Origin of the sequence: Listeria sp. SHR_NRA_18 (genome assembly GCF_003856515.1) — a bacterium.
Lineage (GTDB): Bacteria > Bacillota > Bacilli > Lactobacillales > Listeriaceae > Listeria_A > Listeria_A newyorkensis.
In genome coordinates this window covers 77,817-94,058 of sequence record NZ_QPKR01000011.1, presented here as the reverse complement: position 1 = coordinate 94,058, position 16,242 = coordinate 77,817, and the positions used below count along the sequence as shown (strand labels likewise).

General features: G+C 38.4%; 20 protein-coding genes. 18 read left to right on the top strand and 2 right to left on the bottom strand.

Annotation, left to right across the window (positions count from 1 at the left end):
- The first annotated feature begins 1 nt into the window (after nt 1).
- From DUK53_RS14590 to DUK53_RS17560, 5 genes are all read left to right on the top strand, one after another.
- Nucleotides 2-967: a gluconeogenesis factor YvcK family protein gene (locus DUK53_RS14590; RefSeq protein ID WP_036131694.1), complete on the top strand. Its 966-nt coding sequence runs from the start codon at nt 2-4 to the stop codon at nt 965-967.
- A 6-nt stretch (nt 968-973) separates the two neighbouring features.
- Nucleotides 974-1,942, top strand: a complete 969-nt coding sequence (gene whiA, locus DUK53_RS14585) for a DNA-binding protein WhiA (protein ID WP_036076742.1) — start codon at nt 974-976, stop codon at nt 1,940-1,942.
- Nucleotides 1,943-1,972: 30 nt separating this feature from the next.
- Nucleotides 1,973-2,989 carry an NADPH dehydrogenase NamA gene (gene namA / locus DUK53_RS14580; protein ID WP_036131696.1) on the top strand — a complete coding sequence of 339 codons (1,017 nt, stop codon included), beginning with the start codon at nt 1,973-1,975 and terminating at the stop codon, nt 2,987-2,989.
- A gap of 203 nt (nt 2,990-3,192) precedes the next feature.
- Nucleotides 3,193-3,855 carry a hypothetical protein gene (locus tag DUK53_RS14575; RefSeq protein WP_036131698.1) on the top strand — a complete coding sequence of 221 codons (663 nt, stop codon included), beginning with the start codon at nt 3,193-3,195 and terminating at the stop codon, nt 3,853-3,855.
- On the top strand, nt 3,856-4,032 hold the full coding sequence (locus DUK53_RS17560) for a hypothetical protein (RefSeq protein ID WP_156110588.1): 177 nt from the start codon (nt 3,856-3,858) through the stop codon (nt 4,030-4,032). It begins immediately after the preceding gene.
- Between the two features lie 61 nt (nt 4,033-4,093).
- Here DUK53_RS17560 and DUK53_RS14570 read toward each other — a convergent pair whose 3' ends face one another.
- Nucleotides 4,094-4,738: a hypothetical protein gene (locus DUK53_RS14570; RefSeq protein ID WP_052164889.1), complete on the bottom strand. Its 645-nt coding sequence runs from the start codon at nt 4,736-4,738 to the stop codon at nt 4,094-4,096.
- Nucleotides 4,739-4,965: 227 nt separating this feature from the next.
- Here DUK53_RS14570 and DUK53_RS14565 point away from each other — a divergent pair, with 227 nt between their 5' ends.
- Nucleotides 4,966-5,583, top strand: a complete 618-nt coding sequence (locus tag DUK53_RS14565; RefSeq protein WP_036131700.1) for a hypothetical protein — start codon at nt 4,966-4,968, stop codon at nt 5,581-5,583.
- On the top strand, nt 5,580-6,152 hold the full coding sequence (locus DUK53_RS14560; RefSeq protein WP_036131702.1) for a zinc metalloprotease: 573 nt from the start codon (nt 5,580-5,582) through the stop codon (nt 6,150-6,152). Before DUK53_RS14565 ends, DUK53_RS14560 begins: the two co-directional genes overlap by 4 nt.
- 35 nt (nt 6,153-6,187) lie before the next feature.
- Here DUK53_RS14560 and DUK53_RS17555 read toward each other — a convergent pair whose 3' ends face one another.
- A complete protein-coding gene (locus tag DUK53_RS17555) occupies nt 6,188-6,355 on the bottom strand; it encodes a hypothetical protein (protein ID WP_156110589.1) in 168 nt (55 codons plus the stop codon).
- Between the two features lie 640 nt (nt 6,356-6,995).
- Here DUK53_RS17555 and DUK53_RS14555 point away from each other — a divergent pair.
- The 11 genes from DUK53_RS14555 to DUK53_RS14505 all read left to right on the top strand — a co-directional run bounded on the left by DUK53_RS14555 (nt 6,996) and on the right by DUK53_RS14505 (nt 16,016).
- Nucleotides 6,996-7,982, top strand: coding sequence for a sensor histidine kinase (locus DUK53_RS14555; protein WP_052164890.1), 987 nt, complete (start codon nt 6,996-6,998; stop codon nt 7,980-7,982).
- Between the two features lie 16 nt (nt 7,983-7,998).
- A complete protein-coding gene (locus DUK53_RS14550; RefSeq protein WP_036131705.1) occupies nt 7,999-8,871 on the top strand; it encodes a hypothetical protein in 873 nt (290 codons plus the stop codon).
- 13 nt (nt 8,872-8,884) lie between these two features.
- A complete protein-coding gene (locus DUK53_RS14545; protein ID WP_036131706.1) occupies nt 8,885-9,742 on the top strand; it encodes a sensor histidine kinase in 858 nt (285 codons plus the stop codon).
- A gap of 36 nt (nt 9,743-9,778) precedes the next feature.
- A complete protein-coding gene (locus DUK53_RS14540; RefSeq protein WP_036131707.1) occupies nt 9,779-10,648 on the top strand; it encodes a hypothetical protein in 870 nt (289 codons plus the stop codon).
- A 23-nt stretch (nt 10,649-10,671) separates the two neighbouring features.
- Complete coding sequence (locus DUK53_RS14535; protein ID WP_036131708.1) at nt 10,672-11,571, top strand: hypothetical protein; 900 nt, start codon at nt 10,672-10,674, stop codon at nt 11,569-11,571.
- A complete protein-coding gene (locus DUK53_RS14530) occupies nt 11,568-12,293 on the top strand; it encodes a LytR/AlgR family response regulator transcription factor (RefSeq protein ID WP_036131709.1) in 726 nt (241 codons plus the stop codon). Before DUK53_RS14535 ends, DUK53_RS14530 begins: the two co-directional genes overlap by 4 nt.
- A gap of 246 nt (nt 12,294-12,539) precedes the next feature.
- On the top strand, nt 12,540-13,118 hold the full coding sequence (locus tag DUK53_RS14525; RefSeq protein ID WP_036090696.1) for a hypothetical protein: 579 nt from the start codon (nt 12,540-12,542) through the stop codon (nt 13,116-13,118).
- A 14-nt stretch (nt 13,119-13,132) separates the two neighbouring features.
- On the top strand, nt 13,133-13,735 hold the full coding sequence (locus DUK53_RS14520; protein ID WP_052164891.1) for an accessory gene regulator B family protein: 603 nt from the start codon (nt 13,133-13,135) through the stop codon (nt 13,733-13,735).
- Nucleotides 13,722-13,898: an AgrD family cyclic lactone autoinducer peptide gene (locus tag DUK53_RS14515; protein ID WP_077947547.1), complete on the top strand. Its 177-nt coding sequence runs from the start codon at nt 13,722-13,724 to the stop codon at nt 13,896-13,898. The genes DUK53_RS14520 and DUK53_RS14515 overlap by 14 nt, the downstream gene beginning before the upstream one ends.
- Before the next feature lie 450 nt (nt 13,899-14,348).
- On the top strand, nt 14,349-15,236 hold the full coding sequence (locus DUK53_RS14510; protein ID WP_052164892.1) for a sensor histidine kinase: 888 nt from the start codon (nt 14,349-14,351) through the stop codon (nt 15,234-15,236).
- A gap of 15 nt (nt 15,237-15,251) precedes the next feature.
- A complete protein-coding gene (locus tag DUK53_RS14505; protein ID WP_036076760.1) occupies nt 15,252-16,016 on the top strand; it encodes a LytR/AlgR family response regulator transcription factor in 765 nt (254 codons plus the stop codon).
- Nucleotides 16,017-16,242 lie beyond the last annotated feature (226 nt).

Sequence of the window (16,242 nt, the reverse complement as noted above, 5' to 3'; positions counted from 1 at the left end):
GATGACAACGACGGAAAAGCCGAAAGTGGTCGTGATTGGCGGCGGGACAGGTCTGCCGGTCATACTGCGGGGCTTGAAAAAACAACCTATTGATTTGACTGCGATTGTCACGGTTGCTGATGATGGCGGGAGTTCGGGCAAGATTCGCGAGCAAATGGATGTATTGCCACCTGGTGATATTAGAAACGTGATGGTGGCGCTGTCGAATACGGATCCGCGGATGGAAGCTCTGATGCAATATCGTTTTAAAGTGGAAGGTGATTTGTCGGGGCACGTGATTGGAAACCTGATTTTGACGGCGTTATCGCAGTTGAATGATAGTTACGTGGAGGCAATTGAAGTACTTAGCAAGGCGATGCGGATCCGTGGAAAAGTGATTCCGGCGACGGATCGACCGCTGATTTTGAATGCGGTGATGGAGGATGGTTCGCTTGTGCAAGGAGAGTCGGCGATTCCGATGCAGGGCCAGCCGATTGATCGCGTATTTATTACGCCTGCGGATGTGAAGGCTTTGCCGGCCGCGATTGAGGCGATTCATGACGCGGATTTGATTGTGCTTGGGCCGGGAAGTCTGTATACGAGTATTTTGCCGAGCTTGTTGGTGCAGGATTTACAGGATGCGATTTTTGAAAGTAAGGCTTACAAGGTGTATATCTGCAATATTTTGACGCAAGTTGGGGAAACGGATTTCTTCACGGACGCGGATCATGCGCAGGTGATTTTGAACCATGTGGGTCGGCCGATTATTGACGCGATGATGATTAATACGGCGGAAGTGCCGCGACATTTGATGTTCCCGGATGATGTGATGCAGGTTGAGCAGAATTTTGAGAAGGATCACGCGCTGAATATTAACGTCATTGCAGGCGATTTACTCTCCACAGAAGGCGGATTAGTAAGGCATGCTGCGGATAAAGTGACGAATACATTATTACAGATTCTGATGAATTTGAAAGAAAAGGAATGAGGGTCTATGTCCTTTGCCTCGGAAACAAAGAAAGAATTAACCAATTTAGATATTACAAAAACGGATGCAAAAGTGGAACTGTCGGCTTTTATCCGCATGAACGGTGCCGTCTCGTTTTCTAACCAGATGATGGTGGTGGACGTCCAGACGGAGAACGCCGCGATTGCACGCCGAATGTATCGACTTTTGAAGGAATTGTATCAAGTGCCGATCGAATTATTGGTACGCAAAAAAATGAAATTGAAGAAAAATAACGTCTATATTGTGCGTTTGAAGGCTAAGACGAAAGAGATTCTGGCCGATTTGGCGATTTTAAATGATGGCGTGTTTCAGAATGCAATTAATCCGGCGTTAATTAAGACGAAGAGTGCGCGCCGGGCCTATCTTCGCGGCGCATTTTTGGCGAGTGGATCGGTGAATAATCCGGAGACGTCGTCGTATCATTTGGAGATTAACTCGGTGTATGAGGAGCACAACGACGCGATTTGTAGTTTGATGAACAGTTTCAAGCTCAATGCGCGGACGTTGGAACGCCGAAATGGCTATATTACGTACTTGAAAGAGGCGGAGAAAATTACGGAATTCCTGAATATTATCGGGGCAACTGGGGCGCTGCTTCATTTTGAAGATGTGCGAATCATGCGCGATATGCGGAATTCGGTGAATCGCCTCGTGAATTGCGAGACGGCAAACTTGAATAAAACGATTAACGCGGCGGTGCGACAGATTGATAATATTAAATTTATCGCGGCGGCGGTGGGCTTAGAAGCATTACCTGAAAAATTGCGAGAAATCGCGGTACTGCGCGTTCAATATGAAGACGTGACGCTACAAGAACTCGGCGACATGCTCTCCAGCGGACCAATCAGCAAATCAGGAATCAACCACCGTTTGCGCAAACTTGACCAAATCGCGGACCAACTGCGAAGTGGCGAATCCCCGTCACAATTAGGACTTAGAATACCTTCGAAATAAATATAACTAAGAAAAGGATGCGATCAAACCATGTCAAAATTGTTTTCTACGTATAAAACGAAAGGTCTTACTTTGAAAAACCGTGTGGCGATGTCCCCAATGTGTATGTATTCTGTAGAGACGGATGACGGAGTGGCGAACGATTTCCATTTCGCGCATTACGTTTCCCGCGCGGCAGGTCAAGTTGGCCTTATCATCTTGGAAGCAACAGCGGTACAGGCGGTTGGCCGGATTTCTCACGGCGATTTAGGATTATGGGATGACGCCCAAATTCCAGCCTTGAAGCGAATCGTTGACGGCGTGCACTACCATAAAGGCGCAGCTGGAATCCAGTTGGCACACGCAGGTCGAAAAGCCGTTTTAGACGTAGATCCAGTCGCACCAAGCCCAGTCGCATTTGACGATGAAAGCAAAAAACCGCACGAACTAACAGCAGCAGAAATAGAAGAAGTCGTAGCTGATTTCAAAAAAGCAGCCTTCCGCGCGAAAGAAGCCGGATTTGATGTCATTGAAATTCACGCAGCGCACGGCTATTTATTACACGAATTCCTATCACCGATTTCGAATTTACGTGAAGACCAATATGGCGGCCCAGCAGGGAACCGTTACCGCGTTTTAGGCGATGTGATTAAAGCCGTTCGCGAAGTTTGGGATGGCCCACTTTTCGTTCGTATTTCCGCGACCGATTACGCGCATGGCGGTTTGACAGTAGACGATTACATCCCGTTCGCTAAATGGATGAAAGCAGACGGCGCCGATTTACTAGATGTCAGCAGTGGCGCACTAGTAAATACCGTTCCAAAAGTTTACCCAGGCTATCAAGTACCATTCGCAGAGAAAATCCGCACAGGCGCAGGAATCGCGACAGGCGCAGTAGGCCTAATTACAACGGGCGTTCAAGCAGAAGAAATTCTGCAAAATGACCGCGCCGATTTGATTTTCCTAGGACGCGAATTGTTGCGTGACCCGTATTGGGCGAGAACCGCTGCGAAAGATGTTCGTGGAGAAGTGACGCCGCCTGAGCAGTATTCGCGTGGTGGTTGGTAATTAGATGGAGGAAAATGAGGGTCTAGTATTCTAAGAAATAATTGGGATACTAGATTTTTTTGTTATATATATAATTAAAATTGAACGTTTTTAACACGTTCAGGTACAAAATCAATACATTCAGGACAAATATGGTTATACAGCTGTTTTTTATGTTACGCTTATTGTGCTGTTACTTATTCTAAAAACGGGAGGAATTATTTATGAAAAAGGCAATCACAATTTTTGCGGTGAGTATAATGAGTTTAACTGCTTTTGCTCCGCTTGCAAGTGCACAAGAACAAAATCTAATTTTAGATAGTTCATCAATTGAAGAAAATGAGGTATCTGGCTTATCAGAGCAACTTATTGATGGACTGGATCAGTTTGTTGAATTTGATGGCGAGAAGTATACACTGAATGTTCCTATTGCAGTGAAGATTGCTTATTCAGACGAGGAGATTGCAACAGTTCAAGCGCAAATAGACGAGAGCAATCAAATGCTAAAAGAAACGGAATCAGATTCGCATACATATGTGGATGAAGATGCTAAAACTGTGAATTTCCTAATCTCTGATACCGAGGTACTGAGAGATGCAGGGCAGAAAGTTCTACTAAGAGCAGCGGGCGTTACTAAATTTGAAAGATATTGGTGGGGAATGAAGATTTATATGAGCAAAACATTCCTGAATTATAGTGGAGGCTCACTTGTTGCAATGGCAGGGTATATTACTAATAAATTACCATGGAAACATCCATACGGTCTTTTAGTAGCTGGAGCAATGGGCGCACTTGGTGTGTTTGGAACAAGCGCAAAACATGGCTATGTTGTTCGGATAGCAGGATTTGGAACACTAGCAACAGTTACAGGCGTATGGAGACAGTAAATGAAAAAATATGATGTATTAGAGTTTTTGGTTATCCTAGTTGTTGCGTCGCTGTGGTCTTATGTGATATTTGTTTTAGATGTAGTGCCTAATCAAGTAGGTGTTATCTTAACAATTATTTTATCGATTGTGATTTATATAATTGTGAAAATAACGAGTAAAAAAAGAAAAAAATAAAATTGAGTATAGTAACAGCAAAAGCCTCCAAAATAAATTGGAGGCTTTTTAGTATCATTAATTATGGCTGCTGTAAGGCTTCATTTTTATGTAAAATTTTCGCGTATAAGTCTGTATAAAAATCCTGATAATCCATGTTTTCTAAATTACGAGTTGCGTTGTTTTCAGCTAAGAAAAGCTCATTCCTAGGTACTTTACTAACAGGATATTTACTCAAGAATACGTTTGACAAGACATAGTTATCGCCAGACGTACTGTGTCTGAGATAGAGATAATAAGATTTTCCTATCTCCATTTTTTTGTAATGATCTAAAGTCAGTGTCATCTTTTTACCTTCAATTGAAACATTCGTCGCCACATCTTCCATAACTTTAATCTTGTCACTAATCTTTAAAGTATGGGTGTCATCTTTTTGGATGTTCTTTATGGTGACTCCGCTCATGGTATAAAATTCTGTAGGCATGGTATTTTGTTCGCTTTCTTTGGTTACGGTCTGCTTTTCGTCATTTTTAACAACTTCTACAATGATTGGCGAGGTGTTCTCCAATTCTCCAAGACTGGAAGCGAGAGACGTGTATTTTCCAGAAGATGAGATAATAGTTTTTTCATCAGTCATATCTACTTTTTGTTCTGTTGTAGTACCATTCGCTGAGCATCCGGCTACAAAAAATACTAATAAAATGCTAGTCATTGCAATTTTTTTCACGAGTAACGACTCCTTTAGGTTTTATTTTCCTTTGTGTCTCAATATAATACCATTCTTTACTCAAAAACACCTAATCTAAATTCAATTGAAAACTAAGAAAATAGTTGGTATCACTAATTTGGAAGCGTTTAAGATGAATAAACGTCATTTCACGACAAAATCCGTTTTGCTAGCTTAAAGTATGTTAAGATGAAAGCGTATTAATAATGACAAAGAGGAGTGCTTACATGAAAAAACAAAAGATATGTATCCTAATGCTAAGTTGTTTGGTGCTAGTTGCTTGTGGTAAGGAGAATGCTGAGGAGACTACTAAACCGAACAGCGAGCTAAAAGCCAATGTGCATACATCGATTGAGGATGTTACGTATGACCAAGCAATTAAGGAAGCGGATTTAATTGCAGAAGTTAAAATTGGAAAAGTAAACGATATTGTAGAAGGCGGAAATAATATTGTTGCAAAAACAAAATTTGAAGGTTCAATAGAAAAAGTATATGCAGGGAACAAGAAAAATGATGAAGCTATCTATGTTTTACAAGAAGGTAAAGAAGGGATGGAGATTGAAGATTATCCTCTATTCCAATCAGGCGAAACCTATATTTTGATGCTGGTGGATTCAGGAGATGGCAAAACATTTTGGATTAAAGGTCAAGTGAATGGAACTTATTTTGTTGATGGAGATGCGACGTTAAAATTCGGTGACACGGAGCCAACCTTACCTGAGAAGAAGGATATTAGTGACCTAGATGAAACCATCATTGAGAAACAAGAAGAAACAGCTAATAATTCGCAAGTCTTAGATACAGAAGCCTTCCAATTGCAACTTGAAAAGGATGTGAAGGAATGAAGAAATTTTACATTACTGGTATGATATTTATCCTAATCATGACAATTTTTAGCCCAACCACCGAGGCTCACGTTGTTGGTAATATTGGGAATGAGACGGCAGGTTACATTATCAAAAACACACATTTAGCCAAGCGAACATCTGATTGGACAACCTATTCGTTGGCAATTCCGAGCGCGTATGTTGATATCACTAACGAAGGCGCAAAAAGATGGCGAGAAACTGGGATTTATCAAATTTCCAATAAAGTCGCGAAATCAATAAATACCATCAACACAAATAATGATCCGCTTTCATCAGCATATGCCGTAACAACGTCGTATTACTACACCGATGATTATAAAATTATTCAATGGCATATCAAGTATAATATCTACCTCATGGTGAAGTTGACGAATGCTCAAAAACAAGCCGTTGCAACACATGAGATTGGTCATACCATAGGATTGAAAGACTTATATAATACGAACAATAACACAAATATCATGTATGGCTATGGTGGAAATTCATTAAAAGCCTCAAAACCATCCAGCAAAGACAAGACAGGAGCATCGATTGCGGTGAAGTAGAAACATAAACCAGCACTTATCAATCAGGTGCTGGTTCATTTTCTGTATTTCAAGATAAAACTAGCACTCAAAATAAAAAAAGATGCAACAGAAATAATAACCGCAACCGAAAAACTCTCCCCTAGCAAAAAATACCCAACTAAAAATAACATAATCGCTCCTGTAAAAACTCCCAATAAATAATCAACCACTTCATTTCGCATCTACTATCCCTTCCTTTTGTATTAAAATTCTAGCAAAAATTTGAAAAAGAATCGCGTTCAGGACGAAAAACCAAGCGTTCACGACAAATTTGGTTTTTCGTCCCTTTTTTGTGGTACTATAAAAAATGTATATTATACGGTTAGCTACTTTCATTTATTGAATAGGATTCGCGCGTCATTGCTCAGTTAAAATAATCATAGCACGAAAATATGCGCTGTGGCCGGTTCAGTCCTGAATGACCTTATTTCCATCCTGAACGCCAATTCTTTGCATAAAAAAGTATTGCGAACCTGCCAATATACCTATATAATTAGGAGATTCGATGGTTGAAAAGGAGACCAACATGCAAGAGATTCAAACATATTTTCTATCAGCAGTATTAGGTTGTAGCGTACAAATCATTTCTTTACTTATGGGAATTCAGATTTTCAGCAAGGGAATTTTCTCAAAATTATATTTGATTATCCTATTCTTAATTTTATTGATAAGTGGACTATTGTTGCTTTATTACGTGCAATATTATTCGTTAGTATTCACGATGTGCGTGTTGATATTCGCAATACGATATAAAAAAGGCACGTGGCTATTGTCGCTGAGTTTGCCGTTATATATAAATAGAGAAACTGGAGGCAGCGAAGAATGATGAGTATTTTTAGTAGTAACAATGTTTTGATTTGGGTCACACTTATTGCGGTGGCGTGTGTGGTGCTATTTATCGGGATGATGTGCTTGATGAAAAAACGGGTGAGGATTTCAAAAACGCAACGGTATTATATATTTTTAGCGATTGGGATTATTATCGTGACCGCGGTGATTTTGCAGTTGACGCTCTACATGTCTAGTACATATCAGTTCCCGAAAACAATACTTTATCTGACGGAGATACTTTTCGCGGTGTATTTGGGAATTATTTGTTTGGTGTTGGTAAAGGTGTATCGCGCGAATTTGAAAGAGGCGCAAAAGCGGAATCAGGAGGAGCAAATGGTTCAGCTACAGCAGTACGTGGCGAATGTCGAGCAATTGCAGTCGGAGGTTGTGCATTTCCAGCAGGACTATGTGGAAGTGTTGGCGAACTTGGAAACGCTGATTTCAAACGGTCAAATGGAGGAATTGGCGGCGTATTTTGACGCGAATATCATGCCGGTGAACAAGAGCATGGTGGATAATAAATACAAGTTATCGCAAATTAAAAATATGCATGTTTTGGAGTTGAAAGGCTTACTAGCGGCTAAAATGATGCGTGCGCAGGAGCTTAAAATCGATGCGCAGTTGGAGATTGTGGAACCGATTGAGACGATTTCGATGTATAAAGTGGAGTTGTGTCAAATTGTCGGAATCCTGCTTGATAACGCCATCGAGGCGAGTGAAGGGCAACCAGGCGCTTTTATGAAAGTGGCTTTCGTGAAGAATGAGAATACGGTGACGCTCTTGGTGCAGAACAGTTTGCCAGAAAACATGCCAGAGATTCATCAAATGTTTGAGAAAGGATTCTCGACAAAAGGTGAGAATCGGGGCTTGGGGCTTTCAATCGTGCGAGGAATTCTGAATAAAAATCCATCCGTTGTTTTAGATACACAAGTGCTGGAAGGCGAGGCGTTTATGCAAGGGTTGGTTATTAGGCAGTAAGGCTAGGTGATATTAAATGGATTTAGAAAATATACTTACTTTAATTCAAGCCACGGCAGCGCAAACCGTATGTGTCGTAATCACGATACACCTGTTAGGAAAAAAGGTTTTTACAAAACTCGAAATATTAATGATAGTGTTTATTTTATTCTTAGGAGGAGTACCACTTCTAGGATATTATCAATACTTTTCAATTATATATATCGTTCTAGTATTGATGATTGCATTGAGGTGGAAAAAGAAAAACTGGTTCCTGTCAATTGCGACTCCGTTAATTGCGATTATCTTTATAGTGATGGTGAATTATATATTTGACGGAGTCTCCATTATATTATTCGGTATAGGAAGTAGTTATATCGAGGATCATTTAAACACATTCTATGATTTGTTTTTGCTCATAGTCAATTACTTGATGTGCATTCCAGTGGCGAAATTGTTAAATAAAGATGTTATCCAGAAGAGCCGTGCTGCAGATAAAATACTGATTGTGGCTACCTTGCTAACAACGGTTATCTTACTGTATATGTTTATTTATATAGGTTCATTGTATGATTTTTCAAATGAAATCATGGTGGTAAATGCGATATTATTCACCGTGTATTCAGGTTTGATATTTATTGTATTTACTATCATGCTAAAAATTAGTGAGAATAAGATAGCTATAGATAATCAGAAAGAGAAGCTTATGCAACTCGAATCCTATACGGATAAATTGGAAAAGATTTATGATGAAATGAGTCTGTTTAAGCATGATTATATTAATATTTTAGCGAGCTTACAAGGCTATATAAACAACGGAAATCAACAACAGCTAGAGGAATATTTTCAAAACTCAATTACTCCTCTAACTAGAAAAATAGAATCCAGTAAAGCACAACTATTAAAATAGACAGGAGAGTTTCATGTATTCATTATTAGTGATATTTATGGGAGTAACATATCAAATATTTGGAATTGTGATAGTTACCAATGTTCTGGCTCAGAAAGCTTTATCAAAAAAAGACATAATCTTAATAACAAGTATTATGGCACTTGGAGGTCCAATCCTTCTAAGTTTTATAGAATACTTTTCACAAATATACACATTGGGAGTGCTGGTATTATTTTTGAGATGGAAAGGTATTCGTTGGTTGAACGCTCTCATTTGTGTTGTAGCAGCTCAAATATTACTTCTCATAGGTAATTATATAGTTGGAGTGTTTGCAAACAATATTTTAGGCTTGAGCAGTCAAGATTACACTACTACTATATTTGATATGATGTTTGCAATGATAGTGTTTATAACTCCGTGTCTGACGATTGCGTATATATTGGCTCTTTGTATTCGTGGTATATTACGCAAAAATAATTTTGATAACACTGTGAAATATAGTGAGTATGTGATAGTGGCTTTACTTGTATTAACCATAGTGATTATGTATACGCTCATTCATCTGGATAATGTTTTGGGGGGGCATATTGAAATTGCTGAGTTATATATTTTTATATTTTTGGCGCTACTCTTTGCAATGGGTATCGTACTTGTGATTATTGCTAAAGTTGAAAATGCGAGGGCTGAACAAATCAAGCAAGAGCAAGAATTGGCGCAACTGCATGACTATATGAAAAAGCTAGAGACGATATATGCTCAAATGAGCCTTTTCAAGCATGACTACATCAATATTTTAGCTAGTCTTCATGGATATATCGTGAAGGGGGATATAGGCCAATTGGAAAATTACTTTAATGAGACGATTAGGCCATTAAGTAAATTTGACTAAAAAGATGATCAATATTTGCTAATCTGGGGGGAGAACATGGAATTAGAGACTCTATTATTAACAGTAATCATAATTGTAAATCAAATATATTGTATTGTTCTTTCCGTAAACATATTATCAAACAAGGTATTCACAAAACGCTTTGTGTTTTTTGCTGGAACGATACTAGGAGTTTGCGGTACCGTACTATTTTTTTATGTGGAGTATTATTCACTTGTTTTTATAGCGGGAATTTTGGCTTTAGCACTCAGAACGAAAAATAAACATTGGCTTGTTTGCATTGTGACGCCATTACTCACTTTTCTTCTATTAGTTGTCATAACCTATCTTATGGATACTTTTCTTATTGGGTTACTTCGTTTAGATGATAGAACGTGGGATTACGGGATATTGACTAGTAGTATTTTAACGAGTATATTGTACGGCGTAGTTTTATTAATCTTAACTTATGCCGTCTCAACAGGGGTCAGTCGATTAATTCGAAACACATCGTATAGGGCCGTAATAAATAAAAATGTATATTTGTTTTCATCTATCCTAATAATCACGGTTATTATTATCTACTCGTTTATATACGTTGAATCACTATACCAGTTTCCAAATGAAATAATCTTTTTTAATGGCATTCTCTTCATAACTTTGTTAACAATGATTGTTGTAACCACTGCTATACTAGCAAAAATCCATCAAAGGCGTGTAGAAATAGAAAAGCAGGAGATAGAACAAGAACAGCTAGCAAAGTATACAGTAGCACTTGAAAAGCTTTCGGACGAAATGAGTGACTTCAGGCATGATTATATAAATATTTTAGCTAGTCTCCATGGTTATATTGTAGCCTCTGAAAAAGAGCTTTTAGAAGAGTATTTTAAGTCTACTATTAAGCCATTGCTAAAAAACAATAACTAGTATAAAGACAGGGGGAAACATCTATGCAATCCGTTTTTTTATTGACTGTATCGGGAGTATCGCAATTATTTATATTAGTTATGAGTGCAAATATTATTGGAAGAAGGTTCCTTACTCGGCGAGAAGTAGTATATTTGGGGATAATATTATCCCTCATTGGGACACCGCTCTTAGTGACTGTACAGTATTTTTCACTCCTAGTAGTTCTAGGCATAACGATATTGGCTTTTAGATGGAAGAAGAAAAGCTGGATCGAATCAGTGGTATTATCAATACTTCCCTTGTTTTTAATGATTTGTATAAATTATGTACTTGAATGGATAACCGTAGCAATCTTAGGTGGAAGCAATGCTATCTATGAGGGGAATATTGTATCCGTGATTATATCGAGCATTATACTATATTTGATGGCATATGCAGTTAGCTTATTAATTGAGAAGCTATCGCGCGCTGAAACATACAGAAATAATTCAAAAGAAAGTAGCTATTTGATGGTGGCGCTTCTTATTGTGACGATTATAATGATGTATTTGTTTATTTACTTAGAATCCCTGTATAGTTTTTCAAACGACATAATTATAGCAAACAGCCTGCTTTTTTGTATCTATGCAATAGGTATTAATTGTGTATTTATGCTGATTCTTAGAGCAGGACAACTCCAATTACAAATCAAGAAGCAAAAAGTGCAGTTGGGCAAGCTCAATGAATATACAAGAGAAATGGAGCGTATTTCAAGCGATATGAATAACTTCAATCACGATTATATCAACATTTTAACAAGCTTACACGGTTATATTGAAAAAGGCGATACACTTCTCCTAAAAAACTATTTTCAAGAAACAATCCAGCCGCTAAATCAAGCGTTACTAAACAGCAAAACTCAGCTTTCAGAATTTACGAACAGAAAGGACTTAAGCCAATGATTCCAATCTACATATGTGAAGATGACAAAATGCAGCGAGATAAAATCGTGGCATACATCAAGGATTACATCACAATCGAACACCAAGATATGCGTATCCTCCTCGCAACAGAAAACCCTACCAAGTTACTAGAAGCAAGCAAGAAAAAGAAAGAACCGGGATTGTATTTCCTAGATGTAGCCTTAAAAACCCAAACGATTAACGGTTTCGAACTGGCAAAAGAAATTCGAAAAAATGATCCGCGAGGCTTCATCGTATTCATCACGTCGCACTCTGAAATGAGCTACCTAACATTCACCTACAAAATCGAAGCTATGGATTATATCATCAAAGACGACTACGAGAATATCCGAAAGCGTATTGTCGAATGCATGGAAAGTGTCAGCAAGCGGATTAAGAACCACGGAAATAAAGGCAAATATTTAACGATAAAAATTGATGACCGGATTATGCATGAACCACTAGAAAGTATCTTATTCATCGAAACTTCTCCGCGTCCGCATAAAGTGATTTTGCACGGTCGAAATCGCCAAATTGAGTTTTATGGAAAGTTAAGAGATATTGAATCTGAATTAGACGATCGATTTTACCGAACACATCGCGCTTTTTTGGTGAATAAAGATCATATTTTAGAGGTCGATACGAATAAAGGCGTCGCTCATATGGTCAATGGTGAAAAATGTATGGTCTCAACACGGAAAATAAAAGGATTGAAGAACTAAAAACCAGGATAAAACATTGGACTCACCTCCGATATTTTATCCTTTTTTTTGCTATAAAATTAATTAATGTTACATACGTGACTCAAAAACACCCCTTTTTTCGCGCTTACGAACGAAATCGCTACGTTCACGACAAAATGATAAAAATGCTACCTTTCTGTCGTATAATTGGTTTATGGAAATAAGGCTTACCGAGATGAGCTTTTTGAACCACATTATTCGACGCTGAAAGGAGTAGATCACGAAATGATGAAACCATTTGTTCAAGCAAAAATGGCTAGCACACAACCATGCTTATTTTTCCAAAAGGAAATTGTTCGTGATTTGCAGTTTTTTAGCCCCGTCTTGGCTAAAATTAATTTAGTAGACCGTAATAGTGAGGATTCAAAATGGGATTGTCTCATGTTGGCAGTATTTTCAAAGCTTGGACGTGACTATATAAATAAAGAAGACTACTTTTTAGATCGGTTTCCAGTAGCTGGCCATCAACCAAAATATAAAATGTTGATTACATACCGTGGTTACATCTATTTTTTGGATAGCATCACAAGGCACGTTGGGATCAGTGATAATCGGTTTTTGGTAGGACTTAATCGCGACAAGCTGTACATGATTGTTTATCGGGATGAGGCACTGTATAGTAAGCCGTTGAGAGGGAAGCACAATCTTCTCTCTCAAGACGCAAGAGTTACACGAAATATAGAGAAAATATTGAATGAGAATGAAATACCAAATGATAGGGTAGAAATTGCAGAGTTTGTTAATTCGGACAGAGCTAGTGAAATCTCGCTAGTCTCTGTCTGGGAATTAGCACTCGATGAATAGGGAGGCGAATTGGAATGTTTAGTTTGACCGTCCCCAATATGGCAGCAAAGATTACCAGAACAATTTTCCGCGATAGGGAAGTTGATGAAGACAGATTTGCGATTGTAAAGTATGGTGTAGAAATATTTTTAGTGAACGTGACGAAGGGAATTACCGTATACCTCGCCGCTGCCTTGTTAGGGATGATTTGGCAGACGTTGATTGTACATCTTTCTTACTTGATGATTCGTAGGCATTCGTTTGGTCTGCATGCGAAGACTAGTTTGGGGTGCACAATAACGAGTGTTGTAGTGTTTGTGGTGTTACCTTACTTTGTGAAGGAAGTTCAATTATCTGGATGGATGATTGTGATTATAAGCGCTCTGATTTTACTGAATATTGCGATATTTTCACCTTCAGATACTGAAAAAATGCCGCTTTTTAATGCTCAAAAAAGACACGATTTGAGGCGGAAATCTATAATTAACACATTAATTGTTATTTCTGTGGCGATTTTAATGCCAATTTCGGATATTCAAAGCTTAATTTTATACGGTGGCATACTACAGGTCTTAACTATTCATCCAATAACGTACAAATTATTAAAAAGGAGATATAATAACTATGAATACTTATAAAAATAATTTTAAAAACCTACAAGATAAACTTAGTTTAAAAATTGAGGAAAAATTCAATAAATTAGCGATAGAATCGCTAAGTGGTATATGTACAGTATATGTGTATGAACCAGAAGTTCCTAAAGTATTATTGGAACAGGAAAAAAAAGGTGCATATATGTAATCCCAAGCTTGTAAACTAGAGTATTTTAGACTATAATTTGTTTAAAGTATCTAGTTATACATAGGAGGAGTTATGCTATTATTTTTTGCTAATATAATACAGGTTACATGTCTTTTAATAGGTATTCAGGTTTTGAGTAGGGTAAGGTTTTCTTGGAAGTTATTTATTGTTTTAATAGTGGGGATTTCACTGACAGCTTTTCCAATTTTTCTAACTCTCACATATTTGTCTGTAGTATATATGATGCTAGTATTCGCTGCAATACTTTATTGGAAAACAAAAAGCATTAGAGTATCTTTAATAGCTACAACCTCATCTTTTGTAATAGTAGTTATAGCAAATATTTTAGCTGGTTTAACATTAGGAACAGTTTCTCAGAGCCAACCATTTATTACTAGTGTTTTGATATTTGTCTATGCATGCTTAATTTTTAAGGTTGTTGATATCATTATGGGGAGACTGAGCAAAGAAATAATCTTTCAAAACAAGTATCTAGCTTTGGTACTAGCTGTCAGCTCGGCTACTGTTGGACTATTCTATTTTTACATAGTTCAAGGCTCTAAGCTTGAATTTACAGAAGCAGCCCTAGAGGCTAATGCATTTATTTTTTTGATGTATACAGCAATCATGATTGTAGTACTAACAATCATAGTCCGAAGTGCAGTCAAAAACGCAAAAGTCGAAGCTCAAGCTCTCCAAATGAGCCAACTTCGCGAATATGTCGGGGCACTCGAAGCGCTTCAAAAAGACATGCGGGTTTTCCGACATGATTATGTGAATATTTTATCTGGCATCAATGGTTTCATCACAAATTCGGACATGGATGGGCTTAGCGTTTATTTTCGGACGAAGGTTATTCCGATGAATTCGGATATGGAAGTTAATATTTCGAAGCTGTCGACGTTGCAGAATTTGGAGGTTATTGAACTGAAGGGACTGTTTGCTACGAAGATGATTCGGGCTCAGGAATTGGGCGTGGATGCGCAGGTTGAGGTTTATAAGCGAATTGATGAAATGAATATGGATAGTATTGATTTATGTCGGGTGACGGGGATTTTATTGGATAATGCGATTGAGGCGGTCGTTGATACTGCTGATCCAACTGTTCGCGTTGCAATTATTCAGAAAAAAGAGGCGATTGTACTCATTTTTGCTAATAGTTTACCGGAGGATTCGCCGCCGATTCATCAATTTTTCGAGGAAGGGTTTTCTACGAAGGGCGAGAACCGCGGGATTGGGCTTTCGACTTTGAAGAAGACGTTAAAGAAATATCCCAATGTATCTCTGGACACGAAGATAACGCAGCATGGTTTTGTGCAGGAACTGGAAATCGGCTAACAGGAGGGTGAGGAGATGATTGAGGTTTTTATCTGTGAGGACGAGGTTAATCAACGAAGCGAGCTTGTGAAACATGTTGAGAATTACATCATGATGGAGAATTTTGACATGGAGCTCGCTTTATCCACAGGTGATCCTGAAGAACTATTATCTTACGTCCAATTTGGTGGCGAAGGTATGGGTCTTTACTTTCTAGATGTTGACTTGAAGCATCCGCGGCTGGACGGTTTGGAGCTGGCGCAGAAGATTCGGGAATACGATCCTAGAGGGTTTATCGTTTTCATCACAACTCACGCAGAACTCAGTTACTTGACTTTTACATATAAAGTGGAGGCCATGGATTATATTATCAAGGACGATTTCGACAAAGTGCGCAATCGGATTTTTGATTGTATGAGAAGTGTTGAGGAAAGAGTTGGCAGGGAACGTAAAGAGGTCGGCAAGTTTTTTACTATGAAAACAGATGAAAAAGTTATTCACGAGCTCTATGATGATATCTTGTTTTTGAGTACGTTAAAAACGAAGGCGCGGAGGATTATTTTGCATGGGCAAGACCGCCAAATCGAGTTTTATGGCACGCTTAAGAGCTTGGAAGATAGTTTCGACGAGCGATTTTATAAGACGCATCGGGCTTTCATTGTGAATACGGACAAAATTGAATCGGTGAACTATGTAAATGGTATTATCACGATGGTAAATCAAGAGGAATGCCTGCTTTCTACGAGGTCGAGTAAGGATTTTCGTGATTTTATTCGTAGACGTCGTGGGAATATTGATTAAAAAACTCCCGAGTCTCAGCCTGTCGACAAACACCCATTTTCGTCGTTAAAAGCTCTGTTCCGATGCTCACGTACCTCAGTACGCTCCGCTTCGGTACTCACTTTTGCCTAGAAACTAGGTATTTGTCGACAGGCTGAGGTTTGGAGGAACGGACAGGTTTCTGTGGAAAATATAGTTTTTGAAAAGCAAAACTCCCGAGTTATCTCTGAAAACGAGAATGGCTCGG

Excerpts from the sequence above, each read along its gene's own strand:
- DUK53_RS14590 (WP_036131694.1), top strand. The coding sequence starts at position 2 with ATGACAACGACGGAAAAGCCGAAAGTGGTCGTGATTGGCGGCGGGACA.
- whiA (WP_036076742.1), top strand. The coding sequence starts at position 974 with ATGTCCTTTGCCTCGGAAACAAAGAAAGAATTAACCAATTTAGATATT.
- namA (WP_036131696.1), top strand. The coding sequence starts at position 1,973 with ATGTCAAAATTGTTTTCTACGTATAAAACGAAAGGTCTTACTTTGAAA.
- DUK53_RS14575 (WP_036131698.1), top strand. The coding sequence starts at position 3,193 with ATGAAAAAGGCAATCACAATTTTTGCGGTGAGTATAATGAGTTTAACT.
- DUK53_RS17560 (WP_156110588.1), top strand. The coding sequence starts at position 3,856 with ATGAAAAAATATGATGTATTAGAGTTTTTGGTTATCCTAGTTGTTGCG.
- DUK53_RS14565 (WP_036131700.1), top strand. The coding sequence starts at position 4,966 with ATGAAAAAACAAAAGATATGTATCCTAATGCTAAGTTGTTTGGTGCTA.
- DUK53_RS14560 (WP_036131702.1), top strand. The coding sequence starts at position 5,580 with ATGAAGAAATTTTACATTACTGGTATGATATTTATCCTAATCATGACA.
- DUK53_RS17555 (WP_156110589.1), bottom strand. The coding sequence starts at position 6,355 with ATGCGAAATGAAGTGGTTGATTATTTATTGGGAGTTTTTACAGGAGCG.
- DUK53_RS14555 (WP_052164890.1), top strand. The coding sequence starts at position 6,996 with ATGATGAGTATTTTTAGTAGTAACAATGTTTTGATTTGGGTCACACTT.
- DUK53_RS14550 (WP_036131705.1), top strand. The coding sequence starts at position 7,999 with ATGGATTTAGAAAATATACTTACTTTAATTCAAGCCACGGCAGCGCAA.
- DUK53_RS14545 (WP_036131706.1), top strand. The coding sequence starts at position 8,885 with ATGTATTCATTATTAGTGATATTTATGGGAGTAACATATCAAATATTT.
- DUK53_RS14540 (WP_036131707.1), top strand. The coding sequence starts at position 9,779 with ATGGAATTAGAGACTCTATTATTAACAGTAATCATAATTGTAAATCAA.
- DUK53_RS14535 (WP_036131708.1), top strand. The coding sequence starts at position 10,672 with ATGCAATCCGTTTTTTTATTGACTGTATCGGGAGTATCGCAATTATTT.
- DUK53_RS14530 (WP_036131709.1), top strand. The coding sequence starts at position 11,568 with ATGATTCCAATCTACATATGTGAAGATGACAAAATGCAGCGAGATAAA.
- DUK53_RS14525 (WP_036090696.1), top strand. The coding sequence starts at position 12,540 with ATGATGAAACCATTTGTTCAAGCAAAAATGGCTAGCACACAACCATGC.
- DUK53_RS14520 (WP_052164891.1), top strand. The coding sequence starts at position 13,133 with ATGTTTAGTTTGACCGTCCCCAATATGGCAGCAAAGATTACCAGAACA.
- DUK53_RS14515 (WP_077947547.1), top strand. The coding sequence starts at position 13,722 with ATGAATACTTATAAAAATAATTTTAAAAACCTACAAGATAAACTTAGT.
- DUK53_RS14510 (WP_052164892.1), top strand. The coding sequence starts at position 14,349 with ATGGGGAGACTGAGCAAAGAAATAATCTTTCAAAACAAGTATCTAGCT.
- DUK53_RS14505 (WP_036076760.1), top strand. The coding sequence starts at position 15,252 with ATGATTGAGGTTTTTATCTGTGAGGACGAGGTTAATCAACGAAGCGAG.